General features: G+C 56.5%; 16 protein-coding genes. 5 read left to right on the top strand and 11 right to left on the bottom strand.

Annotated elements, in window-relative coordinates; genetic code table 11:
- Nucleotide 1: 1 nt before the first annotated feature.
- The gene (locus RS901_RS27550; protein WP_316153692.1) at nt 2-820 is read right to left on the bottom strand and encodes a transcriptional regulator; all 819 of its coding nucleotides are present in this window, start codon (nt 818-820) and stop codon (nt 2-4) included.
- 542 nt (nt 821-1362) lie between these two features.
- Here RS901_RS27550 and RS901_RS27545 point away from each other — a divergent pair.
- The 5 genes from RS901_RS27545 to RS901_RS27525 are packed head-to-tail and all read left to right on the top strand — an operon-like array spanning nt 1363 to nt 6474.
- Entirely contained in the window at nt 1363-2742 is a 1380-nt protein-coding gene (locus RS901_RS27545) for an undecaprenyl-phosphate glucose phosphotransferase (protein WP_316157308.1), read from the top strand.
- On the top strand, nt 2732-3205 hold the full coding sequence (locus tag RS901_RS27540) for a VanZ family protein (protein ID WP_316153691.1): 474 nt from the start codon (nt 2732-2734) through the stop codon (nt 3203-3205). Before RS901_RS27545 ends, RS901_RS27540 begins: the two co-directional genes overlap by 11 nt.
- The gene (locus RS901_RS27535) at nt 3183-4607 is read left to right on the top strand and encodes a UDP-glucose/GDP-mannose dehydrogenase family protein (RefSeq protein ID WP_316153690.1); all 1425 of its coding nucleotides are present in this window, start codon (nt 3183-3185) and stop codon (nt 4605-4607) included. The genes RS901_RS27540 and RS901_RS27535 overlap by 23 nt, the downstream gene beginning before the upstream one ends.
- 3 nt (nt 4608-4610) lie before the next feature.
- Nucleotides 4611-5852: a glycosyltransferase WbuB gene (locus RS901_RS27530; protein ID WP_316153689.1), complete on the top strand. Its 1242-nt coding sequence runs from the start codon at nt 4611-4613 to the stop codon at nt 5850-5852.
- A gap of 49 nt (nt 5853-5901) precedes the next feature.
- Nucleotides 5902-6474, top strand: a complete 573-nt coding sequence (locus tag RS901_RS27525) for a putative colanic acid biosynthesis acetyltransferase (RefSeq protein WP_316153688.1) — start codon at nt 5902-5904, stop codon at nt 6472-6474.
- Nucleotides 6475-6513: 39 nt separating this feature from the next.
- On the opposite strand, the gene RS901_RS27520 is transcribed toward RS901_RS27525, so the two are convergent.
- The 10 genes from RS901_RS27520 to RS901_RS27475 form a co-directional block, all read right to left on the bottom strand.
- Nucleotides 6514-7638, bottom strand: a complete 1125-nt coding sequence (locus RS901_RS27520) for a glycosyltransferase family 4 protein (RefSeq protein ID WP_316153687.1) — start codon at nt 7636-7638, stop codon at nt 6514-6516.
- A gap of 2 nt (nt 7639-7640) precedes the next feature.
- Nucleotides 7641-8795 (bottom strand): glycosyltransferase family 4 protein, encoded by a 1155-nt coding sequence (locus RS901_RS27515; RefSeq protein WP_316153686.1) that lies wholly within the window; start codon nt 8793-8795, stop codon nt 7641-7643.
- 45 nt (nt 8796-8840) lie between these two features.
- A complete protein-coding gene (locus tag RS901_RS27510; RefSeq protein ID WP_316153685.1) occupies nt 8841-10103 on the bottom strand; it encodes a hypothetical protein in 1263 nt (420 codons plus the stop codon).
- Nucleotides 10100-11332, bottom strand: a complete 1233-nt coding sequence (locus RS901_RS27505; protein WP_316153684.1) for a glycosyltransferase family 4 protein — start codon at nt 11330-11332, stop codon at nt 10100-10102. Before RS901_RS27505 ends, RS901_RS27510 begins: the two co-directional genes overlap by 4 nt.
- A 24-nt stretch (nt 11333-11356) precedes the next feature.
- Entirely contained in the window at nt 11357-12646 is a 1290-nt protein-coding gene (locus RS901_RS27500) for a hypothetical protein (protein WP_316153683.1), read from the bottom strand.
- Entirely contained in the window at nt 12643-13827 is a 1185-nt protein-coding gene (locus RS901_RS27495; RefSeq protein ID WP_316153682.1) for an acyltransferase, read from the bottom strand. The genes RS901_RS27500 and RS901_RS27495 overlap by 4 nt, the downstream gene beginning before the upstream one ends.
- On the bottom strand, nt 13824-14792 hold the full coding sequence (gene fcl, locus RS901_RS27490; RefSeq protein WP_316153681.1) for a GDP-L-fucose synthase: 969 nt from the start codon (nt 14790-14792) through the stop codon (nt 13824-13826). The genes RS901_RS27495 and fcl overlap by 4 nt, the downstream gene beginning before the upstream one ends.
- 6 nt (nt 14793-14798) lie before the next feature.
- Entirely contained in the window at nt 14799-15929 is a 1131-nt protein-coding gene (gene gmd / locus RS901_RS27485; RefSeq protein WP_316153680.1) for a GDP-mannose 4,6-dehydratase, read from the bottom strand.
- A 30-nt stretch (nt 15930-15959) separates the two neighbouring features.
- Nucleotides 15960-17414, bottom strand: coding sequence for a mannose-1-phosphate guanylyltransferase/mannose-6-phosphate isomerase (locus tag RS901_RS27480; RefSeq protein WP_316153679.1), 1455 nt, complete (start codon nt 17412-17414; stop codon nt 15960-15962).
- Nucleotides 17415-17750: 336 nt separating this feature from the next.
- A complete protein-coding gene (locus tag RS901_RS27475) occupies nt 17751-20015 on the bottom strand; it encodes a polysaccharide biosynthesis tyrosine autokinase (protein WP_316153678.1) in 2265 nt (754 codons plus the stop codon).
- Nucleotides 20016-20025: the final 10 nt, after the last annotated feature.

Below are 20025 nucleotides of genomic sequence, written 5' to 3'. Positions count from 1 at the left end.
GTCACATCGAGGCTTCGGCCTCTACCTGTCGGTGCCGATCGGGCTCTTCCGGCCGCATCTGGAAATCGGCGATCGTCAGCCACTGGCTGATGAAGTGCCCCATTGCATTCAACAGGACGTCCGATCCCAGGCCGGCAGCGCCGGCCACCGCCGGGCAGATAACCAGGCGCGTGCCCTGGTCCTGGTAGACGCGCAGTACCCGTGCCTGGTCAGCCGGCTTCAGGACATGCTCGGTGTATGCCTGGCCGCGCATGCCAAACGCGTGCAAATAGTCGTCCTCGTGACGCTCGCCCAGGCAGATCACCACCTTGGGGCGCTGGCGCCGGCGCAATGCCTCGATGAAGCGGAAGCGTCCGCCGCTGCGGCACAGTGACAGGTAGTTGACCTTGGGATTGAGTTCGGGCTGCTGACCATACAGCCGCTTCCAGGGCAGCCCGTTGTCCGCGCGAATCGGCAACGGAAACAGGCTCAGCTTGAATTCCCAGCCGCGCGCACGGTAGAGATACTCGGCAAGATAGCGCTGCCAGCTGCAGTTATCGCGCCGGGCGAACAACACCATTTCCCAGGCCGCCGACATGATGCGCGCGATGCGCTGGTGCGTCTGCCACCTTGCCATATTGTGTGCGTGAGCGACACGAAAGTGCGCGTCCCAGGCGCTCGGCACTCGCTGCGGAGCCAGCGGCGCCGCCAGCGGCAAGCCTACCGTGGTAGGTACATGATCGCAAATCCAGACCGCTGCCGCCGGGTTGCCTCCCTCCATGCCCACGAAGGAAGAAAAATAGGCGTCCAGCTCATCGCGGGTAAAAACGTTCCCTTTCATGTCTTGCTGCATCCTGCTGAAGATTGCCGTGACACCGGCTTGAGATCGGCACTACCGCGTTGCGCGCAATGCCGACGCAAGACTCTAGCCGTGCCGGCCCCTCGCACTTGACCATGCGTCTCAAAACGGCGCGATGCAAAGGTTGCCACGCAAACATCGCCCCACTTTCCCTTCTTACGCAGGGTACCGACAGGTCACGCTGCACCGCACTATTCGCACCAGAAACACGAAGCACACCGGCGCCACCAGCGCGCCGGCAGAAAGAGAGCGTTGCAGTTCCAGGGACGGCACTCAAGGATGCGGCCAGAGGCCGGTCACTAGCTGACCGCAGCCACGCCATGGAACCGACTGCCGCAAGGCAGTCCCACACGACTCTGCTTCGTCCGCGCCAAGAGCATGCACACCAAGATGCATGCCAGCGACGAGCCTGGGCCGCCACTGTGCGCAGCCTGCAAGTTCGGAGGAGAAAAAAGGGCATGGGCACTCGCTTGAGCGCCCATTACGCGAACGCTTCGGGGGAAGCAATGGGTGTCTATCGCGATATGTTTGCCAGGCATCACGATCAGCTCGCGCTGATGGTGCGCCTGCTCGACGCCGGCGCCATCTGGGTGGCGGCAATACTGGCCAGCGAAGTGCGCTTTGCCAGCGCGCACGCCCCGATCCACCTGTTCGTGCAGTATTTCGGCTGCGCGATCGCCTTCATCGTGTTGCCCGGGTTCGACCTCTACAGCTCATGGCGTGGCCGCAGCCTGTTCTCGCTCGCCACACGCTTGCTATCCGCCTGGAGCCTGGTCTGGCTGATCAGCGTTCTGCTGACCTACCTGCTGCACCAGGCCGACTCCCTCTCCCGCTTGTGGATGGTTTACTGGTACGCCTTCTCGCTGGCCGGCCTGCTGGGCCTGCGCGTGGCCAGCCGCGTCGTGCTCAACCTGTTGCGCGTCACCGGCGCCAACAGCAAGCGCGTGCTTATCGTCGGCTATGGCCGCACCGGACAGGAGATGTACCGCCGTGCGACCGCCAGCCACGCCACCGGATTCAAGATCAGCGGCATCTACGCCCCCGAAGGCGAGCCCACGCCCGAAGGACGCCGCCGCATCACCGACAGCGCCCAAATCGCCGATTTCGCGCGCGAGCATGAGATCGACGAGATCTGGCTCACTCTGCCGATGAGCGAGTACCGCCTGATGCAGGAGATCAACTTCTCGCTGCGCAATGACTTCATCGACATCAAGTGGATGCCGAGCGTGCTCGAGTTCGACCTGCTCAACCACAACGTCGGCAACTTCCTCGGCATGCCCGCGGTGGAAATGAACAGACCGCCCGCGCTCGGCGTGCGCGGCACGATCAAGGCCATCTTCGACCGAACCTTTGCCGCACTCGTCCTCATCGCCCTGTCGCCGCTGTTCCTGATCATTGGCATCCTGATCAAGCGCGACTCCCCGGGCCCCGTCTTCTTCAAGCAGGAGCGCCTTGGCATGGACGGCCGCGTCATCCATGTCTACAAGTTCCGCAGCATGAAGGTCCACGCCGAGCATGGCACCGTCACGCAAGCCACCAAAGGCGACAGCCGCATCACGCCGATCGGCGCCTTCCTGCGCCGCACCAGCCTGGACGAACTGCCGCAGTTCATCAATGTGCTCAGGGGCGAGATGAGCGTGGTAGGGCCGCGGCCGCACGCCATGGCGCATAACAATATGTACAAAGAGCAGTTGGACTTTTACATGCTGCGCCACCGCGTCAAGCCCGGCATCACGGGCTGGGCCCAGATCAACGGCTACCGCGGCGAGACCGACACCCTGGACAAGATGGCCAAGCGGGTGGAGCACGACATCTTTTATATCCGGAACTGGTCGTTCTGGATGGATGTGAGGATTATTTTCTGGACGGCGTTCAAGGGGTGGACGGGGCGGAATGCGTACTGATCTGTCGCGTCCAAGCGACGAAGCTACAGCACTGTTCACGCCGCGGGGCAGGCTATGCCTCGCGGCCGCCATCGCGTTCTTCCTGACCATGCTTGCGGTGGGCAGCATCCCCGGCAAGGCGCAGGCGCTCAACCTGGGGTACGGCGACAAGCTGATGCACCTGTGCGCGTACGCCTACCTGGCTGGCACGATCTTCCTGTCATTTTCGCGGCACCGGGCCGCCATCACGCTGGCTAGCGTTGCCATGCTGGGCAGTCTGGACGAAATTATCCAGGGCTCCTTTCCATACCGCTCGTCCAACCTGGCGGACCTGCTCACTGACCTGACGGCAGCGTTAGCCGCCATTGCCGTGCTCTCGCTGGTAAACGCATTCGCAAACGCAATGGCGCGCAAAGACGCCGGCGCTTCATATCGATCTCCTCCTCCCTCGAACTGCGCACATGAAGATCACCATCATCGGTAGTGGTTATGTAGGCCTTGTTACCGGCACCTGCCTGGCTGAGCTCGGCAACGATGTCCTTTGCCTGGATCTTGACGCCACCAAGATCGAGATGCTCAACGCCGGCGAAGTCCCCATCTACGAACCCGGCCTGAATGAGCTCATTGCGCGCAACTACGCCGCCGGCCGCCTTCGCTTCACCAGCGACATCGAAAACAGCGTCAGCTTTGGCGATATCCAGTTCATCGCCGTGGGCACCCCGCCGGACGAAGACGGCTCCGCCGATCTGCGCTACGTCCTGTCTGCGGCCCGCAATATCGGGCGATACATGACCACCCCGAAGGTCGTGGTGGACAAGTCGACCGTACCTGTCGGTACCGGGGCCAGGGTCAGGGAATGCATCGCCGCGCAATTGGAGGAACGCGGCCTGCCGGCGCTCGACTTTGCCGTGGTCTCCAACCCCGAGTTCCTCAAGGAAGGCGCCGCGATCGAGGACTTCATGCGCCCCGATCGCATCGTCATCGGCACTGAGCCCGGTGTCTCCGGACACAAAGCGCGGGAGGCCATGCGCTCGCTGTACGCGCCCTTCACGCGTAACCATGACCGTATCCTCAACATGGATATCGCGTCGGCCGAGTTCACCAAGTACGCCGCCAACGCCATGCTGGCCACCCGAATCTCGTTCATGAACGAGCTGGCCAACCTGGCGGACGTTGTTGGGGCGGATATCGAACTGGTGCGGCAAGGCATCGGCTCCGACCCACGCATCGGCTACAGCTTCCTCTATGCAGGCACCGGCTATGGCGGGTCCTGCTTTCCCAAAGACGTACAGGCGCTCGAGCGCACAGCGGCGGAATACGGCCAGACGCCCCGCATCTTGGCGGCAGTGGAAGCGGTAAACAACGATCAGAAGCACATTTTGGTGCAGAAGATCGTCGCGCACTATGGCGAGGATCTCTCGGGCCTGACCTTCGCACTTTGGGGGCTGGCATTCAAGCCCAACACCGATGACATGCGTGCAGCCCCGAGTCGCGTGGTGATCAAGGAGCTGCTGGCGCGAGGCGCCAGGGTACAGGCATTTGATCCGGTGGCAATGGAGGAGGCGAAAAAGGCGGTCTATGCCGATCTAGCTAACGAACCCGCGGCTGCAGCGCGGATCCGCTTTGTGCCAGAGCAAGCGGCCGCCCTGAAAGGCGCGGACGCGTTAGTCGTAGTGACTGAGTGGAAGTCATTCCGCTCACCTGACTTCGCGGCTATTGCCACTGCTCTGCGCGATCCCGTCATCTTTGATGGGCGGAATCTTTTTGAGCCTGCCGAATTGGGTCAGCTTGGATTTGCATATTATGGAATTGGCCGCAAAGCTGCCAGTCTTGAAGGGATTAGGCGCGACAGCAGCGCAACATCCGCCAACTATCTTCAGGCTTAGTTCATGAAGATACTGATGTACTGCCTCAATTATGCGCCCGAACTTACGGGCATCGGTAAATACACCTCGGAGCACGCCGAGTGGCTGGTTGCGCAGGGGCATGACGTGCGAGTTGTTACAGCCCCCCCATACTATCCTGAGTGGAGCGTCGCGGACGGTTACAAGGCATGGCAATATCGGCGAGAGTGTCGAAACGGCGTAGACATCTTCCGTACGCCAATATGGGTTCCGCGTAGTCCTAGTGGCCTCAAGCGCCTCCTGCACCTGGCCAGCTTCGCACTTAGCAGCCTTCCCGCTCTCCTCGTACAAGCTCCGTGGAAGCCAGACGTGATCTTCGTGGTGGAGCCGCCACTATTTTGTTCGCCGGCAGCACTCGTCTTCAGCAAGCTCTTCCATGCAAAGTCGTGGCTCCATATCCAGGACTTTGAGATCGACGCAGCCTTTTCCCTCGGGCTGCTAAAGAACAAACGGCTGCAATCCATGGTCCTGAAGGCAGAGCGCTGGCTGATGGGCAAATTCGGCACGGTATCTACCATCTCGAAAGCGATGATGGAGCTCGCCCGGCGAAAAGGCGTGAACGAGGACCGCTTGATCCACTTTCCAAATTGGGTTGATCTGAACAATGTTGCACCACAGTCGAGTTCGACAGCGTTCCGGCAATCCCTTGGCATTCCCGTGGACGCGATCGTCGGCCTCTACTCTGGCAATATGGGCGGTAAGCAAGGCCTTGAAGTACTAGGGGATGCAGCCCACGCTTTGCGCGCGCATACCAATATCCACTTCATCTTTTGTGGCGATGGTCCTGCAAAAGCAGCACTCCAAGAGCAATGCGCATCGCTAGAGAGGATTCATTTTCTCCCCTTGCAGCCCGCAGCTTTGCTTCCCGCGCTACTGGCAACCGCCGATATACATCTCCTTCCGCAACGGGCTGATGCGGCCGATCTGGTCATGCCCTCCAAGCTCACAGGCATGCTCGCAAGCGGCAGACCGATCGTGGCCACAGCGAACGACGGTACAGAGTTGGCTGCAACAGTCGCTACCTGTGGCCTCGTTGTTCCTCCAAATGAGCCCCAGGCCCTCGCGGACGCAGTACTAGTTTTGGCGAAGCGACATGATATGCGTTTCGACTTTGGCAGGCAGGCGAGAAGGTATGCGGAGCATACCCTCGCAATCGACAGCATCCTAGGGGCTTTCATTGAGCGAGCCAGCAAGCTCCTGCAGAAGCAGCGGTCTTACACGCAATGATCCACCTAGCCAAAAAGATGACAGCATCACCGAACTGGGAGCGAAACCAATGATGTATCAGGACCTCTCGAAGTTCTGCGTACCCGAGAATTTCCGCGGCCGATCGAAGGCGTTTGTCCAACTCTGGTGGTTGGTACAAGCAACGCTGTTCCGCTGTTCTCCCCAAGTTGCATACGGCTTCCGGCGCACCATCTTGCGGATATTTGGCGCGAAAGTGGGCGAAGGTGTACTCGTACGTCCTTCGGTGAGAATCACTTATCCGTGGAAAGTCACGCTCGGCGATTACTGCTGGATAGGAGACAACGTCAACCTTTACAGCCTTGGTCCAATAACGATTGGGAAAAATGCTGTGGTGTCTCAGGAAAGTTATCTATGCACCGGAGACCACGATTATAGCGATCCAGCTTTCGCAATCCGCGCGAAACCGATTACGGTCGGTCCAGAAGCATGGGTAGCGGCCGGAACTTTCATCGCACCAGGAGTTTCGATAGGCCAAGCAGCCGTGATTGGAGCCCGGAGTTTCGTGTTCAGCGATATGCCAGCTGCTACGATCTGTTACGGCTCGCCCTGCGCACCAGCACGGCCCCGGATGGCAGCTTCGTTGCCCGGATCATGCAGCTGAAGACGGCACACTAAAACAGGAAACGGCGCTAAAACGAAATTACTCAGTTATAGGTGAATCCTTCGCTTCACCACACCCTTCTTCTCCAGTTCCTGCCGACCCGCCCACCCCACCGCCAATTTCAGCTACAAGGGCTTCCAAGATGCCCTTGCTGGCCTCTCTTCCAATTTCGAAAGCCTGCCTTGCGCCATGACGTGCCTGCGCTAGCCGTTCCGGTTCCATTGCAAACGGCCGGATCTCCGCAATCACGCGCTGAATATAATCATCTGAAAACTGCATCACCGCGCCCGCCTGGGATGAAATCATCCCTTCAATACAGCCGCGCGAGAACGCGATCACTGGAACCCCTCGGCCTAACGACTCGAGAATCGTCACCGGCTCGGCCTCATTCGCATAGCGAGTAGGAAACAGCAACACATCAATGCTGGAAAAAAACTCTGCCTTGGCCGCACCATACACCGGCCCAACATGGCGGGCATTTCCGGTAGCAGCAAGACTGGCAAGGAATTCGTCGCGAATACCCTGCTCAACCGGACCCGCGATCAGTCCTTCCACGTCGAACTCGGCCTTCGCACACTCACTTAAAATAGACAGGAATTCGAAAATCCCCTTCTCCGCTGTAATATTAGAGAGAAAGCCTACGCGAATTGGCCCGGAACGCACCTTCGCCGCCTGCGGCTTCTCGATGTCATCAAGAAACGCTGTGTTTGAAAGCACACGGCAATTGAGCGGTTGAATTTCATATTCTCTCACCAGAGCATTCTTCATGCACTCGCACAGCACGATATGTTTCGCCGTCGCCGCCAGTTTAAATGCCATGCCGGCGGATCGCATGCGGTTATTCAGATATGAAAAACTATGGTGATGCAAAAATATTGGAACTCCGCGCAGCCTCGAAACGATAAAGAAATATATATCGAGCCACTGCCTCTTGCCACCGGAGAACGCAAGATAAACAGCCGCAGGCTTCGAATACAGCGTCGAAACGAGAAATCCCCACATTAGTGCAAGCAATCCGAAAATACCCAGTCTCGGCGTCAGATTGAATATACTAACGTTATGTCGTGCGCTTAACTCTCGCAGCATGCGCCCATTTATCTCTGAAAAGCCATGCACCGGCGGTGGCAGGGGTCCGACAAAAAAAACTGTTTCCCTATCGGCCATGTTCATCCCCTACCGATGATTTGCATGCAGGCAGCCAATATCGCCAACGCAGAAGCTTTCGGAGAAAATTCAGAAATCAGCTCGACGCAGTCCTTCGCAACCGTTTCGATATTGGAAAATTCCTTCGGACTGGTGACCAAAGAGCTAGCCAAATCGTCGACATTGCCAGCCTCAAAGACAATGCCAGTTTTCTTCCCTTCAACGAGTTCCGGCACACAGCCGCAGCGATGGCTGACCACCACGGGGCAACCGTAACTGAGCGCCTCGTTTACCACCAATCCCCAGGGCTCGCTCTGACTAGGCAAGACCAGGCACGTCGCCTTCGCATATTCGCGACCTAGCGCAACGGCGTCCATACCTCCGGCGAAAGTAACGGCATCTGCAACCTCGAGCGATTCGGCCAACGCCACTAACTCGCCTCGTTGTGGGCCAGCACCGACCAACACCAAGGTCGCAGCTGGCATGACTTGTCGGACACGAGAGAAAGCTTGCAGCAACACATCCAAGGACTTCTCTGGTGAAAGTCGGCCGACATAGAGGAAGCGAGGCCTGTCCATAGAGGGGGCTGTTTCACGGCGCTGTTGAAGTGCTGCCTCTGCTGAATACTCGGCCGGCAAAGCAGCAGCCTGACAACGTCGGAAGACTTTCTCTGCCGGCACTCCGTACTCCAGCAGATAAGATCGCGCTCGCTCGCCGTATGAAAGAAAACCATCGCACCAGGAAAAGAAAAATCTTTTAAGAAATCCCTTGGAAAAGGAATAGGGCTGATCGTAGCGAGTCGAATCTGAAAATACGACCTTCTTCTTTCGCCTCAGAATCGCCGCAAAAAGCATCGCCCAATATTCTGGACGGTGGTATCCCGGCAGAATGATCAACTCCGCGTTCGAAGTCCACACGGACCAAAACAGCTTCCTCACCAGCAAATGTGATGGAATCGCATCGTAGGCGCAATCGAATATCAGCTCGAAGGGGTAGCCATGGTAGCTCATATCAACCGAACTCAGCGATGCCCTCCCCGAATCCGTTGCGGCGATTTGGAAGAATTCGACGGTCATTCCGCGTGGCGGAGACAAGGTCGATAACTCCGAGAACACCCGCCCTTTATATCTTGACCACAGAATATTATGCCAAAGCGCGATTCGTTTGTTGCTTTCCATCTCACCTCTCACAATCGATAAAGATTCAATATCCATAATAATCCACTACAGTAAATTGTCACTATTTACGAGTCGCACTCGCCTGTAGTGGCGTGATATCAAATAAAAATAAGGCAAAACAACAAATATAAAACCCTTGACCGACTGAGGAAGATAGCCCCGGGAAAAATTGTAGTATCCAAAGAAAACTGCCAGAACGCCGAGCCCGACGGTTATGAAATCCTTGTTTACGGCCCCCGCCACTCGGCTCAGCGAAGAATATCTATGATATAAGCAGGCGTACACATATACACCTGCCACGGCCGCCAAATGCCCTCCCATGGAGAGAAATTCCCCGAAATATGGGTATGCCGTACCACTATTTATGGCCTGGTCGGAAATCAACCCATTGGCTCCCACCATCAAGTAATTTCCAGTAGAGCGCCCAGCGAGAAAGAACTTTGGAATCAACTCGAGCACCGAATCAAAAATCGGCTCAAAAAATATGTAGTGATGCTTGTCCACAAATTCCGACAGCACACCCAGAAGGCCGAATATGATATTTGACTCAGCGAATAGCCCGTAAAGCGCAACATCCGAACCAACCCCGCTCAGAGCGCTAAGATCCACGCCCGAGAACTTTTTTCGCGTCAATGTCATGACGGAAAACACACTCAAAACCAACAGGGCTATTCCGATCCCGACGACCCGCTGCCTCAATTGTCTTGCATTTTTTACTTCCCCGCCCAGCAGAAGCAGGATGATTGGAAAGTAAAGTAGAACCAATTTATACCTAAATCCAACCGCTATCGCATATAAAGAGAATACCAGCAAGCACACAACATTAAACGGGGAAAATCGCTTCCTAGCGATGGAATATAGCAGAATCGGAATGCACATATCCGAAAATTGATAGAACACCAAAATAAACGGATCCGACCTATTCAATCCACCGAGAGCCACCCCATTTACAAAGACATAGGCGATGCTGATAGCCGCCAGCCCGAACATCGCCCAAAAGCCGGTGCTGGTCGGTCTTAGTGGCACAATGGCCACTGAGGGCGACCTCCGAAAGCGAAACGAAACGAAAAACCCGTAAAGAATCGAATAGGCAACAATCAGGCTCGCCGCATAGATGATTTTGTCGCCCCAGAATACGTCAAGAAAATACCCGTCATTGACGTAAATCCAGTAGAGAGGCCCCGCCACGCCATAGTAAAATGTACTGATGAACATCACCAGCAACAGCGGACGATTCTGAGCACTTGTCGATCGGTAGTAGAAAAAGAACACCGAGGACAGCACGGCAAACTCAAGAAATATGATCATGGCGAGCCTATTTCCGTCTGGTGGCCGCGTTTATCGTGAGTGCCCCATCGTTCCAGTTCACGCGAAATGATGAGTCGAATTTTGGCTCTATATTCCTGCCACGTGTAGGCGTGTGCTGCAGCGATCGCGACGTCCTTTCGTCGTCCCAAACCATCCCGATCGTTGCAAATGTTGGTCAGACGCTCCGCGAGCTTCCCTTCGTCCAGCTTCAGAACCCAACCCGCCTCGGGAAATCGCTCGATGATTTCTTTCGCGCCTACGTGCTCTGATACGATAACCGGACAACCGCATCCCATCGCCTCGGGAACCACCATACCGAAGCTATCTCCCCTGGAGAAAAGGACCGCCAAGTCATGCTCCATCATGATCGAAAACAATTTTCGCTGCTCGAGAAAATCGACGTGCCTGATCCAGTCACACGCCTCTATCTTCGGGACAAAGTCCTGCTCTGCTATGCGACCCACCAGCGTCAGAACGATATCGCAGCCATCGATTTCGACGCTTTTTTTCACAGCATTAATCAGTAAATCCACTCCCTTTGCCCGACTGACCGAGCCCGCATAAATCACGTGCAGAGTATTGGACTCGGATCTCCCAGTCGACATGACCTCCTGCATCGAAGGCAATTCAACCCCTAATGGGATTGAATGGATGTTTTGAGCCCCCACCCCTGCTAACAAGTAACCTTCCCTCGCGAGGTCGGAGCAACACAAAATCATATCTGCCAACTGCTGCTCCCCAACTTTCCTCTCCTCAATGACTTTCGCCAAGCGACCGGATCCTTGCTTGGCCGGCATCTTTGACTGATGCATCGCCGCCGCGTCTAGAATGCATTTACCTCCATATTTTTTTGTCTGTCGAAAAGTGAAGAGACATGCATTTTGATAGCCGACGACTACCGGCGGTCTAGTAAGCCGCACATAAACAGCGACCATTGAATCAAAAATAATGTCGAACAGCCAAGTTGCATTTTGCTCAGCTTTGAAACCAAAGAAGCTTCCGACGATCCTCCTCAAAATACTGAATGCGAGGAACTGAAACTTCTTGTCTGCCGGGATCAGTGCGAAGCGGTGATGTAGTGAAAATAATTCGGCAAAGGACTTCTTTTTCCCGTTGGATGTAGGCACACCCGTTATATATAGGCGCAACAACCCCGCTTCATTCAGAGCCCAACTGAACTGGTGGGAATGCTGAATCCCCGGGTGGAAGACCAACACGGTATCTTTCATACGCGAACCAGAATTCATAAAGATTCAAACGAGTGCCAGCCGCTGCAGTGCTTTTAGACTGAATCTTGTTGCCATCATCGTAACGGCACATTCCGCGGCTAGCATAGCTGCCGATATGCCGACCAGCCCGAACGTTTGGCTAACCAGCGCTCCCATTAGCAGGGATGCCGCAGCGGCGCCGACCATCCATAAAGCCAATCCATGGTGAAGATTCGTTGCCGACAGAAACGTGCGCGGAATGTGTCCAACGCTCGCGGCGACGCTGTAGAGCGCCATCGCCAGCATTAATACTGGTTGGAATTCGACGCGACCGTGCGTCCATATTTTCAACAGGATGGGTGAGGCAAAATATAATGCGCACCCTATAGCGACAGAAAAGATCACCCCGATGCGTGCAGACCGCCGGAATATCTCAGACGCGACTAGCGTGTCTCCGGCCCCATAGAGTCGGGCGAACTCGGGCCACAGGGCATGACTCACTACGCTCGTAGCCTGAACCGAGATTCTGGCGAGAGTACGATAGGTATTGAATATAGCCACTGCAGTTGGGCCCAGCGTATGGGCCACCAATAACGTGAGGCCTTGCAGACTCAGAGCAAAGGATAATGGAAAAAGCATGAAGGCGGCCGCCGGTTTAGCCATGATGCGAACCTCACGCAAACTCGCCCCTTTGAGGCTCCAAATGATCCCGTGCGCACCTCTGGTCGCGATTACTGCTGCGCAGATAAAACCCAGGGCGCGAGCGATCAATCCGCCCGCCGCAACGGCGCTAAAAGTTCCGAACAACGACAATCCAAGCATCGCTCCCAACCATTCTGCAAGCCGCACCAGGTTCCCCAGGAGGGCCCCAATCGGATATCGTCCGGTCGATTTGAAAATGGCGTCTGCCAATCCACCAAACAGCGTGACCAAGACTGTCCCGGCGAGGAATACAACAGTCAGACGATAGTCGGTGCTTTCATATGCAGCCGGCATCGGCAACATGAGTGCGCCGACAACAGCACCGATCAACAGCACAGAACTCACTGCCGCCAAAAAAAGAAGAGCGCTCTGGAATATCGTTGCTGCATATACCGGATCTCTGTTTCCAATGGCTGCAGTCATTTTGTTGCTGGCAGTCGTGACAATTCCGACATCCGCCATTGAGAGGTATGACGGTATTGCGGAGAGAGTCAACCACACTCCATAGGTCGCGGCATCCCAATAATGTAGAAATATGGGCAACGAGCCGAGTTGAATGGCAACGGTTACACCCTGACCGAAGGCATTGGCTCCGCTACCCGCGATTACGCGTCTGCGCATCGAGCCACTCATTCTGCGCTCCGACCAGCGGTCACTTCGCCTTTTGTCCGGACTAACCATGTGCTGACCTTCTTTCGCAGCGAGACATTGCGTCGCTCAAATATGAGCCAGCTTCCATATGAAATGAGCAAGCAAATCAGGGTTACTCCAAGCAAAGCAACTGTAGACGACAAGCTTGGCGACAATTGCCTGGTGCCCACGGTGGTTACTGCAATGAGCGCGACCATGGGGAAGTGAAATAGATACAATGAATATGAAATATCCGAAAGCTTCGTGATAATCAGTGAAGGAAACTTTTTCACCAGAAGCTGTGGCGTCCAACCTCTGAGACTCACCATCAGTAACGCGAATGAAATCGCCACAAAGACATCACATACGAAAGCAATAGCGTCCGTACCCCGAATCGCCTTCGCCGCAATCAGGGATAAGGCAAACAGGGCCGTCGCAAAAATTCTCAATGATCGCAGCTGGCGAACTACCCTTTCTTCGCGTATAGAGCAAATAGCTCCGAGCAACCAAACGGAGAAATAAAAGCTTATTTTTGCGGGAAGCCATAAAACAAGAATGACGATAACGGCCAGATTCATCAACCTCGCGGAACGACGACTTTTGCCAAGTTGCCCCAATACCGCGGCTACCAGCGGAAACAACAAGTAATACCAGAATTCGTAGGCCAGGCTCCAGAGGGGGGCATTACTGCCATAGACAGGTACTTTCACCGTTTGCAGAAATAAGATATTTCCTACGAATGCCTCCCATGAAAATCCGACTAACGACTCCGGACCAGATTGCCATCGAGAAACAAGAGCCCCGTCAAATGCAGTCGGATGCATCCGTAGCGTCAAATAGTCACAAATAGCCGTGAAGATGAGGGCTGGCACCAGGACGGTCCAAAGCCTCACCAGGCGGGCGACCGAGTACTCAAGCCAGGAAAAATCGGGGCCTTTGGCAAGAACCCCACCCCCTACCAAGTAACCGCTAAGGACAAAAAAGACGATGACTGCCTGGTGGCCAAAGCTGGTGACCAAGTAGACAGGGTAATGCCACAGCATCGTGTCTGAGATCGCGGCATAGTCGATCCACAGCGCATTTCGCGTATGCCCCATGCAGACCAAAAGCGCCGCAATGCCACGGAAGAGATCGAGCCACGGATTATGATCTCGCTTCTTCAACGGACCAGGCATGCGATTCATGATTTACGTTTCACGAAGTCCTCATAGGCCATGGCCAGGCCGCTCTCCAAACCGATCTCCGGTCGCCAGCCAAGGCTGCGCAACAGGTCCGAGCTCATGAGCTTTCTGGGCGTGCCATCCGGCTTAGTTGAATCGAACGTTATTTCGCCGTGGAAGCCCACGACACGCGCAATCATGCGGGCCAAATCCGCAATGCTGATGTCGGAGCCGAAGCCAACATTGATATGGCTCAGCATCGTTTTCACATGTTTCGCGTAGATTTCGGTCTTCAGGTTCATCACATGGACACATGCCGCCGCTAGGTCGTCGACATACAAGAATTCTCGTAGTGGCGTGCCTGTTCCCCAAATGACGACACTTGGGCTTCTACTGATGCGAGCCTCATGAAATCGGCGAATCAGCGCCGGGATGACGTGACTATTTTCAGAATGATAGTTGTCGCCAGGACCGTACAGGTTGGTCGGCATGACGCAGCGGTAATCTGTACCGTGACTTGCACCATACTGCCTGTTATAACTTTCACAGAGTTTGATGCCGGCGATCTTGGATATGGCATAGGGCTCATTGGTCGCCTCCAACGCGCCGGTCAGCAATGCCTCTTCCGCCATCGGTTGCTGGGCAAGCTTCGGATAGATGCAACTGCTGCCCAGAAAAAGCAGTTTCCTTACTCCCGATCTCCATGCCTCATGTATGACATTGGCCTCTATCATGAGATTCTGGTAAATGAACTCCGCAGGATAGACGTTGTTCGCATGGATCCCGCCGACCTTCGCTGCGGCGAGATAGACCTGTTCTATCGACTCAGCTTCGAAGAATTCTCTGACCGCACGCTGGTCTGTCAAGTCGAGCTCCTCACGGCTTCTCGTCACAAGGTTGACGTAGCCTTGAGCTCGTAAATGCCGAAGTACGGCACCTCCTACCATGCCCCCGTGACCGGCTATATATATACGTGCAGTAGTGTTCATGATCGCTTACTCCACACTCACCGCGACGGGGTAGCCGTGCTTCTGCAACAGAGATTGACGGCGTGCCTGATCTAAATCGTAAGCCACCATTTCGGCGATCATCTGATCCAGTGTAATTTCGGGCTCCCAGCCCAGCTTCTCTTTGGCCTTCGTGGGGTCGCCGAGGAGTGTTTCCACCTCAGCCGGCCGGAAGTATTTGGGATCGACCTTGACAATGACATCCCCAATTCCCAGGGCCGGCGCCTTATCACCGCTGATCGCCTCCACCAACGCAACCTCGTCAACGCCCTCTCCTTCGAAGCGAAGCGTGATGCCCAGGTGGCGCGCGCTGCGACTGATGAATTCGCGGACGCTGAATTGCTTGCCCGTGGCAATGACGAAGTCTTCCGGTTGCTCCTGTTGCAGCATCAGCCATTGCATGCGCACATAGTCGTGCGCGTGCCCCCAGTCCCGAAGCGAATCCATATTGCCCATGTACAGGCAGTTCTCCAGGCCTTGTGCGATGTTTGACAGGCCGCGGGTAACCTTGCGCGTCACGAAGGTTTCACCGCGACGCGGGCTTTCGTGGTTGAACAGGATGCCGTTGCAGGCATACATGCCGTAGGACTCCCGGTAGTTCACGGCAATCCAGTAGGCATACAGCTTCGCTGCGGCATACGGGCTGCGCGGATAGAACGGGGTGGTCTCCTTCTGCGGAATCTCCTGCACCAGGCCGTACAGCTCCGACGTAGATGCCTGATAGAAGCGCGTCTTCTTCTCCAGGCCGAGGATGCGGATCGCTTCGAGCAGACGCAGTGTGCCGAGCGCATCCACGTCTGCCGTGTATTCCGGGGACTCGAAGCTCACCGCCACGTGGCTTTGTGCACCCAGGTTGTAGATCTCATCCGGCTGGGTCTGCTGCACGATGCGGATCAGATTGGTACTGTCGCTCAGGTCGCCATAGTGCAGCACAAAGTTCCGGTGGCTCACATGAGGATCCTGGTAGATATGATCCACGCGCGAGGTGTTGAACGAGCTGGCCCGGCGCTTGATGCCGTGAACGATGTAGCCCTTCTCAAGCAGAAATTCAGCCAGGTAAGACCCGTCCTGGCCCGTGATGCCGGTGATGAGTGCGGTCTTTTGAGTCGTCTTGGTCATTGTCGGTGTTCTGTTTTGAGATTCGGTCAATCAGGTCTGCTCGGCCTTAGTTCCGGCGGCGGGCGCGCGGCCATAGACATCGTCAAAGCGCACGATGTCGTCTTCGCCCAGGTAGCTGCCGCTCTGCACTTCGATCAGCTCGAGGGGAACGCTGCCGGGGTTCTCCAGACGGTGGATGGTGCCCAGTGGGATATAGCTGGACTGGTTCTCGCTGAGCAGGAAGGTCTCGTTGCCGCAGGTCACGCGGGCGGTGCCCTTCACAACGATCCAGTGTTCCGCGCGGTGGTAGTGCATTTGCATGGAGAGCTTCGCACCCGGCTTGACCGTGATGCGCTTGACCTGGTAGCGCTGGCCTTCATCAACCGAGTCATAGCTGCCCCACGGGCGGTAGACCTTACGATGATCCGCGGCTTCGCTGCGGCCTTGCTTGCGGACCATGTCCACGAGAGCCTTGACGTCCTGGCACTGGTCCTTGTGCACCACGAGCACCGCGTCGGGTGTTTCCACCACCATCACGTCCTCCACGCCTGCAATGGCAACCAGGCGGTGCGACGCATGGACCAGGCAATCCTTCGCGTTGTGCGTGAGGACATCACCCGTCGTGACATTTCCGTCAGCCTGCTTTGTGCCGAGTTCCCACACGGCGTCCCACGCACCAACGTCGCTCCACTCGGTGGCAAACGGCACCATCTGCGCGCGCGTGGTGTGTTCCATGACGGCATAGTCGATGGAGTTGCTCGGACTGCGCGCGAATGCAGCTTCATCGAGACGGAAGAAATCGAGGTCTTTCTTGCCCAGGCTGACGGACTCCTGGACCGCGCGCAGGATCTCGGGCGAAAAGGTTTCCAGCTCGGCAAGGAACGCCGAGGCACGGAACAGGAAGATACCGCTGTTCCAGAAGTAACCACCCTCCGCCAGAAACTGGTTCGCACGCGGCAACGATGGCTTTTCTTCGAAGCAAGCAACCTCGAAGCTCGATTCCGTACGGCGCGCACCGGCCTTGATATAGCCGTACCCAGTAGCGGGCGCGGTTGGCGCAATACCAAAGGTGACCAGTGCTCCGGCTTGCGCGGCTGCAACGCCCTGCGTCACGATGTTTGCGAAGGCCGACGCGTCCCGGATCAGGTGATCTGACGGAAGCACCAGCATCAGCGGATCCTGCCCCGCGGCCAGCGCATGCAAAGCAGCCGCGGCCAAGGCAGGCGCAGTATTCCTGGCATGCGGTTCCAGCATGAATTCGGCATCGCTGATGCCGATCTCGCGGGCTTGTTCCGCCACCATGAACCGATGCGCATGACTGGTGACAAGCAATGGTGCACCAATGCCCGGAATCTCCAGCACACGCAGCAACGTATCTTGCAGCAGCGAGCGGTCACCCAGAAGCTTTAGGAATTGCTTCGGATAGCCCTCGCGTGACAGCGGCCACAGGCGTGTTCCGGAGCCACCACAAAGAATAACGGGAACAATCACGGCTGGGTCTTGCATCCGAACTCTCCTTCTGCCAATTCAAACGTCAGTCAGCCCCTCAACGTCGGCAAGACGAGTGAGGGCGCGCCGCCAGGTGGCGACGGTTTATCCCTGCATGGAGGAAATCCCTCTGGACAGCTGGATTGCCGCCTCAGCAGACAACCCAGCCGTCCGGATGGTCGGTGGGAAGGCGGTAGCCAGATGCGCACAATGACTGTGTTTACCGCCCATCACGCAGACTCGCCCGCTTCTTTGAGCTGGCTGATATATGGCCGGTCTCTATGCCGGCTCAGCCGTCGGTAATAGCATCCGACGTAGGCCCGGACCCCGACCGGCTCAACTCATCACGGCTCTTCATTTGCCCTCGACTGTCAACGGCTTGGTCGCGGTATCCGCTGCATAGCCGTAGTACGCATACCGATACCGTCCATACTTCGATCCGTATCCGTAGCGATATGCATTCGGATCCAGGCCATTGAACGCCACCCCATTCACATCGGCATTTGCCTGGCGTAGTTGCTTGGCGGATTCAGTCACTTCGCCGATGGTGGTTTTCTCGAACCGCGTCACCAGGAGCACCGTGCCGCAGCGGGCCGCGAGGATCGCGGTATCGGAGACGGCAAGAACGGGCGGTGTATCGATGAGGATAAGGTCGTACTGGTGTTCCAACTCATCAAGCAGCTTCACCATGCGCGCGTTCAGCAACAGCTCAGCCGGATTCGGAGGCAAGCTGCCTGTACTGAGAAAATCCAGGTTCCCAAGTACTTCGCGGTGTACCGCCTGGTCAATACTCGCCTTGCCGATCAGCACGTCCGCTAATCCGTTGTTACGGGATTCGCCAAAATACTGGTTCAGGTGGCCCTTGCGCATGTCGGCATCAATCAGCAGCACACGCTTGCCGCCCGAGGCCATCACCGCGGCGAGGTTGGCCGAGATAAATGACTTGCCGACGCCAGGCGTGGGGCCCGTGAGCAGCACCCGCTTGTTGTCCGCGTCGAGCATGGCAAACTGCAGCGCCGTGCGCAGGCTGCGCAGGCTTTCGATCGCTGGCTCATTGGGATTGCGCTCCGCGAGCACGAAATTGCCGGGCTTTCGCTGGCGGATTTCTTCGGTAAGGAATTCCTGAGCGGTCGACAGAGGTACGGTCGCATAGACGCTCAGACCGGTGTGCTGTTCAATGTCCTGCGAGTCTGTGATGCCGCCATACAGTGCATTGCGCACGAAGGCCGCCACCACACCCATCAACACGCCAAGAACAGCCGCCAGCGCGATGATCAGGTTCTTCCGGGGCTTGATGGGCTCTTCGGGAATCGGAGCATTGTCGAGCAGACGGACGTTGCCGACCTTGCCTGCTTTGACGAGCCTGAGTTGCTGCATATTGTTCAGCAGACCAACGTACAGGTCGTTGTTGACCTGCACGTCGCGCATCAGGCGCAGGGTGTCCTGCTCTACATTGGGAAAGGTCTTCATGCGGGAAGCCATCTCTGCCACCTTCGCATTCAGCGTTGCAATCTGCTTTTCGAGTGCCTGCACGCCTGGGTGAGAAACCGTGAAGCGGGTCAGCAATTCCGTGCGCTTTTGCTTCAGTTCGAGCAGGCTGGTCTCGGCGGTCACGCTCTCTTGGAGGAATGCTTTTCCTTCTTCGCTGAGGTTGAACGTATTGCGCTTATTGCGCATCTCGTTGTATTTCACCTCGGCGCGTTCCAACTCGCCCTTGAGTTGGGGCAACATGTCACCCAGGAAGATCAGCGACTTCTCAGCCTCAGCAGCTTTGCGCTTGATGTTCTGTGCGACATACTCCTCACCAATCTCATTCAGGATGCCCGCCGTAAGCTTCGGGTCAGTGCCGTCGAGCGAAGCACCGATGATGCCGCTTTGCTTCCCCTTTTCGGCGATCTTGAGTTGATCCTGGAGTCCTTCGAGGGTCTGGAGATGCGATTTCCGTACGAGCTTGAAGACAACGCCCGGCTTTGCCTTCATTTCACTCACTAGCAGGGTGAAGCGACCCACGCTTTGATCTGCGGTCAGCGGCTGACCCACCTGTCCCTCGATCGGCGCGTCCAGACTGGAATTCTCCAGGCGGTAGCGCCCCTCGCCCGAGGCAGTCAGGTTGAATTTCTCGCCCTCCAAGGATTCGGGTACGTCAAATTTTTCGACGGTGATTGACTCCTTGGCCCATGCGAAACCACCGAACCCGAACAGTCCTGGATCGGACAAGCCCTTGGCGCGGCTGGCAATCCATGCGCCAAAAAGCGGGAAATAGTTCGGTCCTGCGGAAATGTATAGGCGCAGGTTATCTACCGCCTTTCCCACGACCATGCGAGAACGAAGAATTTCGATCTCGGCTGTGGCTTCCGCCTTGATGTCAAAGATGCTCGACACGTCCCCCAACAGGCTTTTTGCACTATTGGGACTGTCCTCCACCTGTACCAAGATATCTGCCTGATAAACCGGCCGCGCCAGGAATGCATATGCCACCCCCAACGCCAGCACCACACCTGCAATGGAAGCAATCAGCCAACGACTGGCAAGCAGCACGTCAAGGTAGCGGACGAGGTCGAGCTCGTCCTCCGGAGGCGGAGTGACAATAACTGGAGGGGGAGTCTGGTTCATCTGCATTGCTGAATCG

Source organism: Cupriavidus sp. BIC8F, assembly GCF_032465815.1.
Lineage (GTDB): Bacteria > Pseudomonadota > Gammaproteobacteria > Burkholderiales > Burkholderiaceae > Cupriavidus > Cupriavidus necator.
The sequence above is the reverse complement of the archived record's forward strand: the minus strand, read 5'-3'. Positions and strand labels throughout refer to the sequence as shown.

Excerpts from the sequence above, each read along its gene's own strand:
- RS901_RS27550 (WP_316153692.1), bottom strand. The coding sequence starts at position 820 with ATGAAAGGGAACGTTTTTACCCGCGATGAGCTGGACGCCTATTTTTCT.
- RS901_RS27545 (WP_316157308.1), top strand. The coding sequence starts at position 1,363 with ATGTTTGCCAGGCATCACGATCAGCTCGCGCTGATGGTGCGCCTGCTC.
- RS901_RS27540 (WP_316153691.1), top strand. The coding sequence starts at position 2,732 with ATGCGTACTGATCTGTCGCGTCCAAGCGACGAAGCTACAGCACTGTTC.
- RS901_RS27535 (WP_316153690.1), top strand. The coding sequence starts at position 3,183 with ATGAAGATCACCATCATCGGTAGTGGTTATGTAGGCCTTGTTACCGGC.
- RS901_RS27530 (WP_316153689.1), top strand. The coding sequence starts at position 4,611 with ATGAAGATACTGATGTACTGCCTCAATTATGCGCCCGAACTTACGGGC.
- RS901_RS27525 (WP_316153688.1), top strand. The coding sequence starts at position 5,902 with ATGATGTATCAGGACCTCTCGAAGTTCTGCGTACCCGAGAATTTCCGC.
- RS901_RS27520 (WP_316153687.1), bottom strand. The coding sequence starts at position 7,638 with ATGGCCGATAGGGAAACAGTTTTTTTTGTCGGACCCCTGCCACCGCCG.
- RS901_RS27515 (WP_316153686.1), bottom strand. The coding sequence starts at position 8,795 with ATGGAAAGCAACAAACGAATCGCGCTTTGGCATAATATTCTGTGGTCA.
- RS901_RS27510 (WP_316153685.1), bottom strand. The coding sequence starts at position 10,103 with ATGATCATATTTCTTGAGTTTGCCGTGCTGTCCTCGGTGTTCTTTTTC.
- RS901_RS27505 (WP_316153684.1), bottom strand. The coding sequence starts at position 11,332 with ATGAAAGATACCGTGTTGGTCTTCCACCCGGGGATTCAGCATTCCCAC.
- RS901_RS27500 (WP_316153683.1), bottom strand. The coding sequence starts at position 12,646 with ATGAGTGGCTCGATGCGCAGACGCGTAATCGCGGGTAGCGGAGCCAAT.
- RS901_RS27495 (WP_316153682.1), bottom strand. The coding sequence starts at position 13,827 with ATGAATCGCATGCCTGGTCCGTTGAAGAAGCGAGATCATAATCCGTGG.
- fcl (WP_316153681.1), bottom strand. The coding sequence starts at position 14,792 with ATGAACACTACTGCACGTATATATATAGCCGGTCACGGGGGCATGGTA.
- gmd (WP_316153680.1), bottom strand. The coding sequence starts at position 15,929 with ATGACCAAGACGACTCAAAAGACCGCACTCATCACCGGCATCACGGGC.
- RS901_RS27480 (WP_316153679.1), bottom strand. The coding sequence starts at position 17,414 with ATGCAAGACCCAGCCGTGATTGTTCCCGTTATTCTTTGTGGTGGCTCC.
- RS901_RS27475 (WP_316153678.1), bottom strand. The coding sequence starts at position 20,015 with ATGCAGATGAACCAGACTCCCCCTCCAGTTATTGTCACTCCGCCTCCG.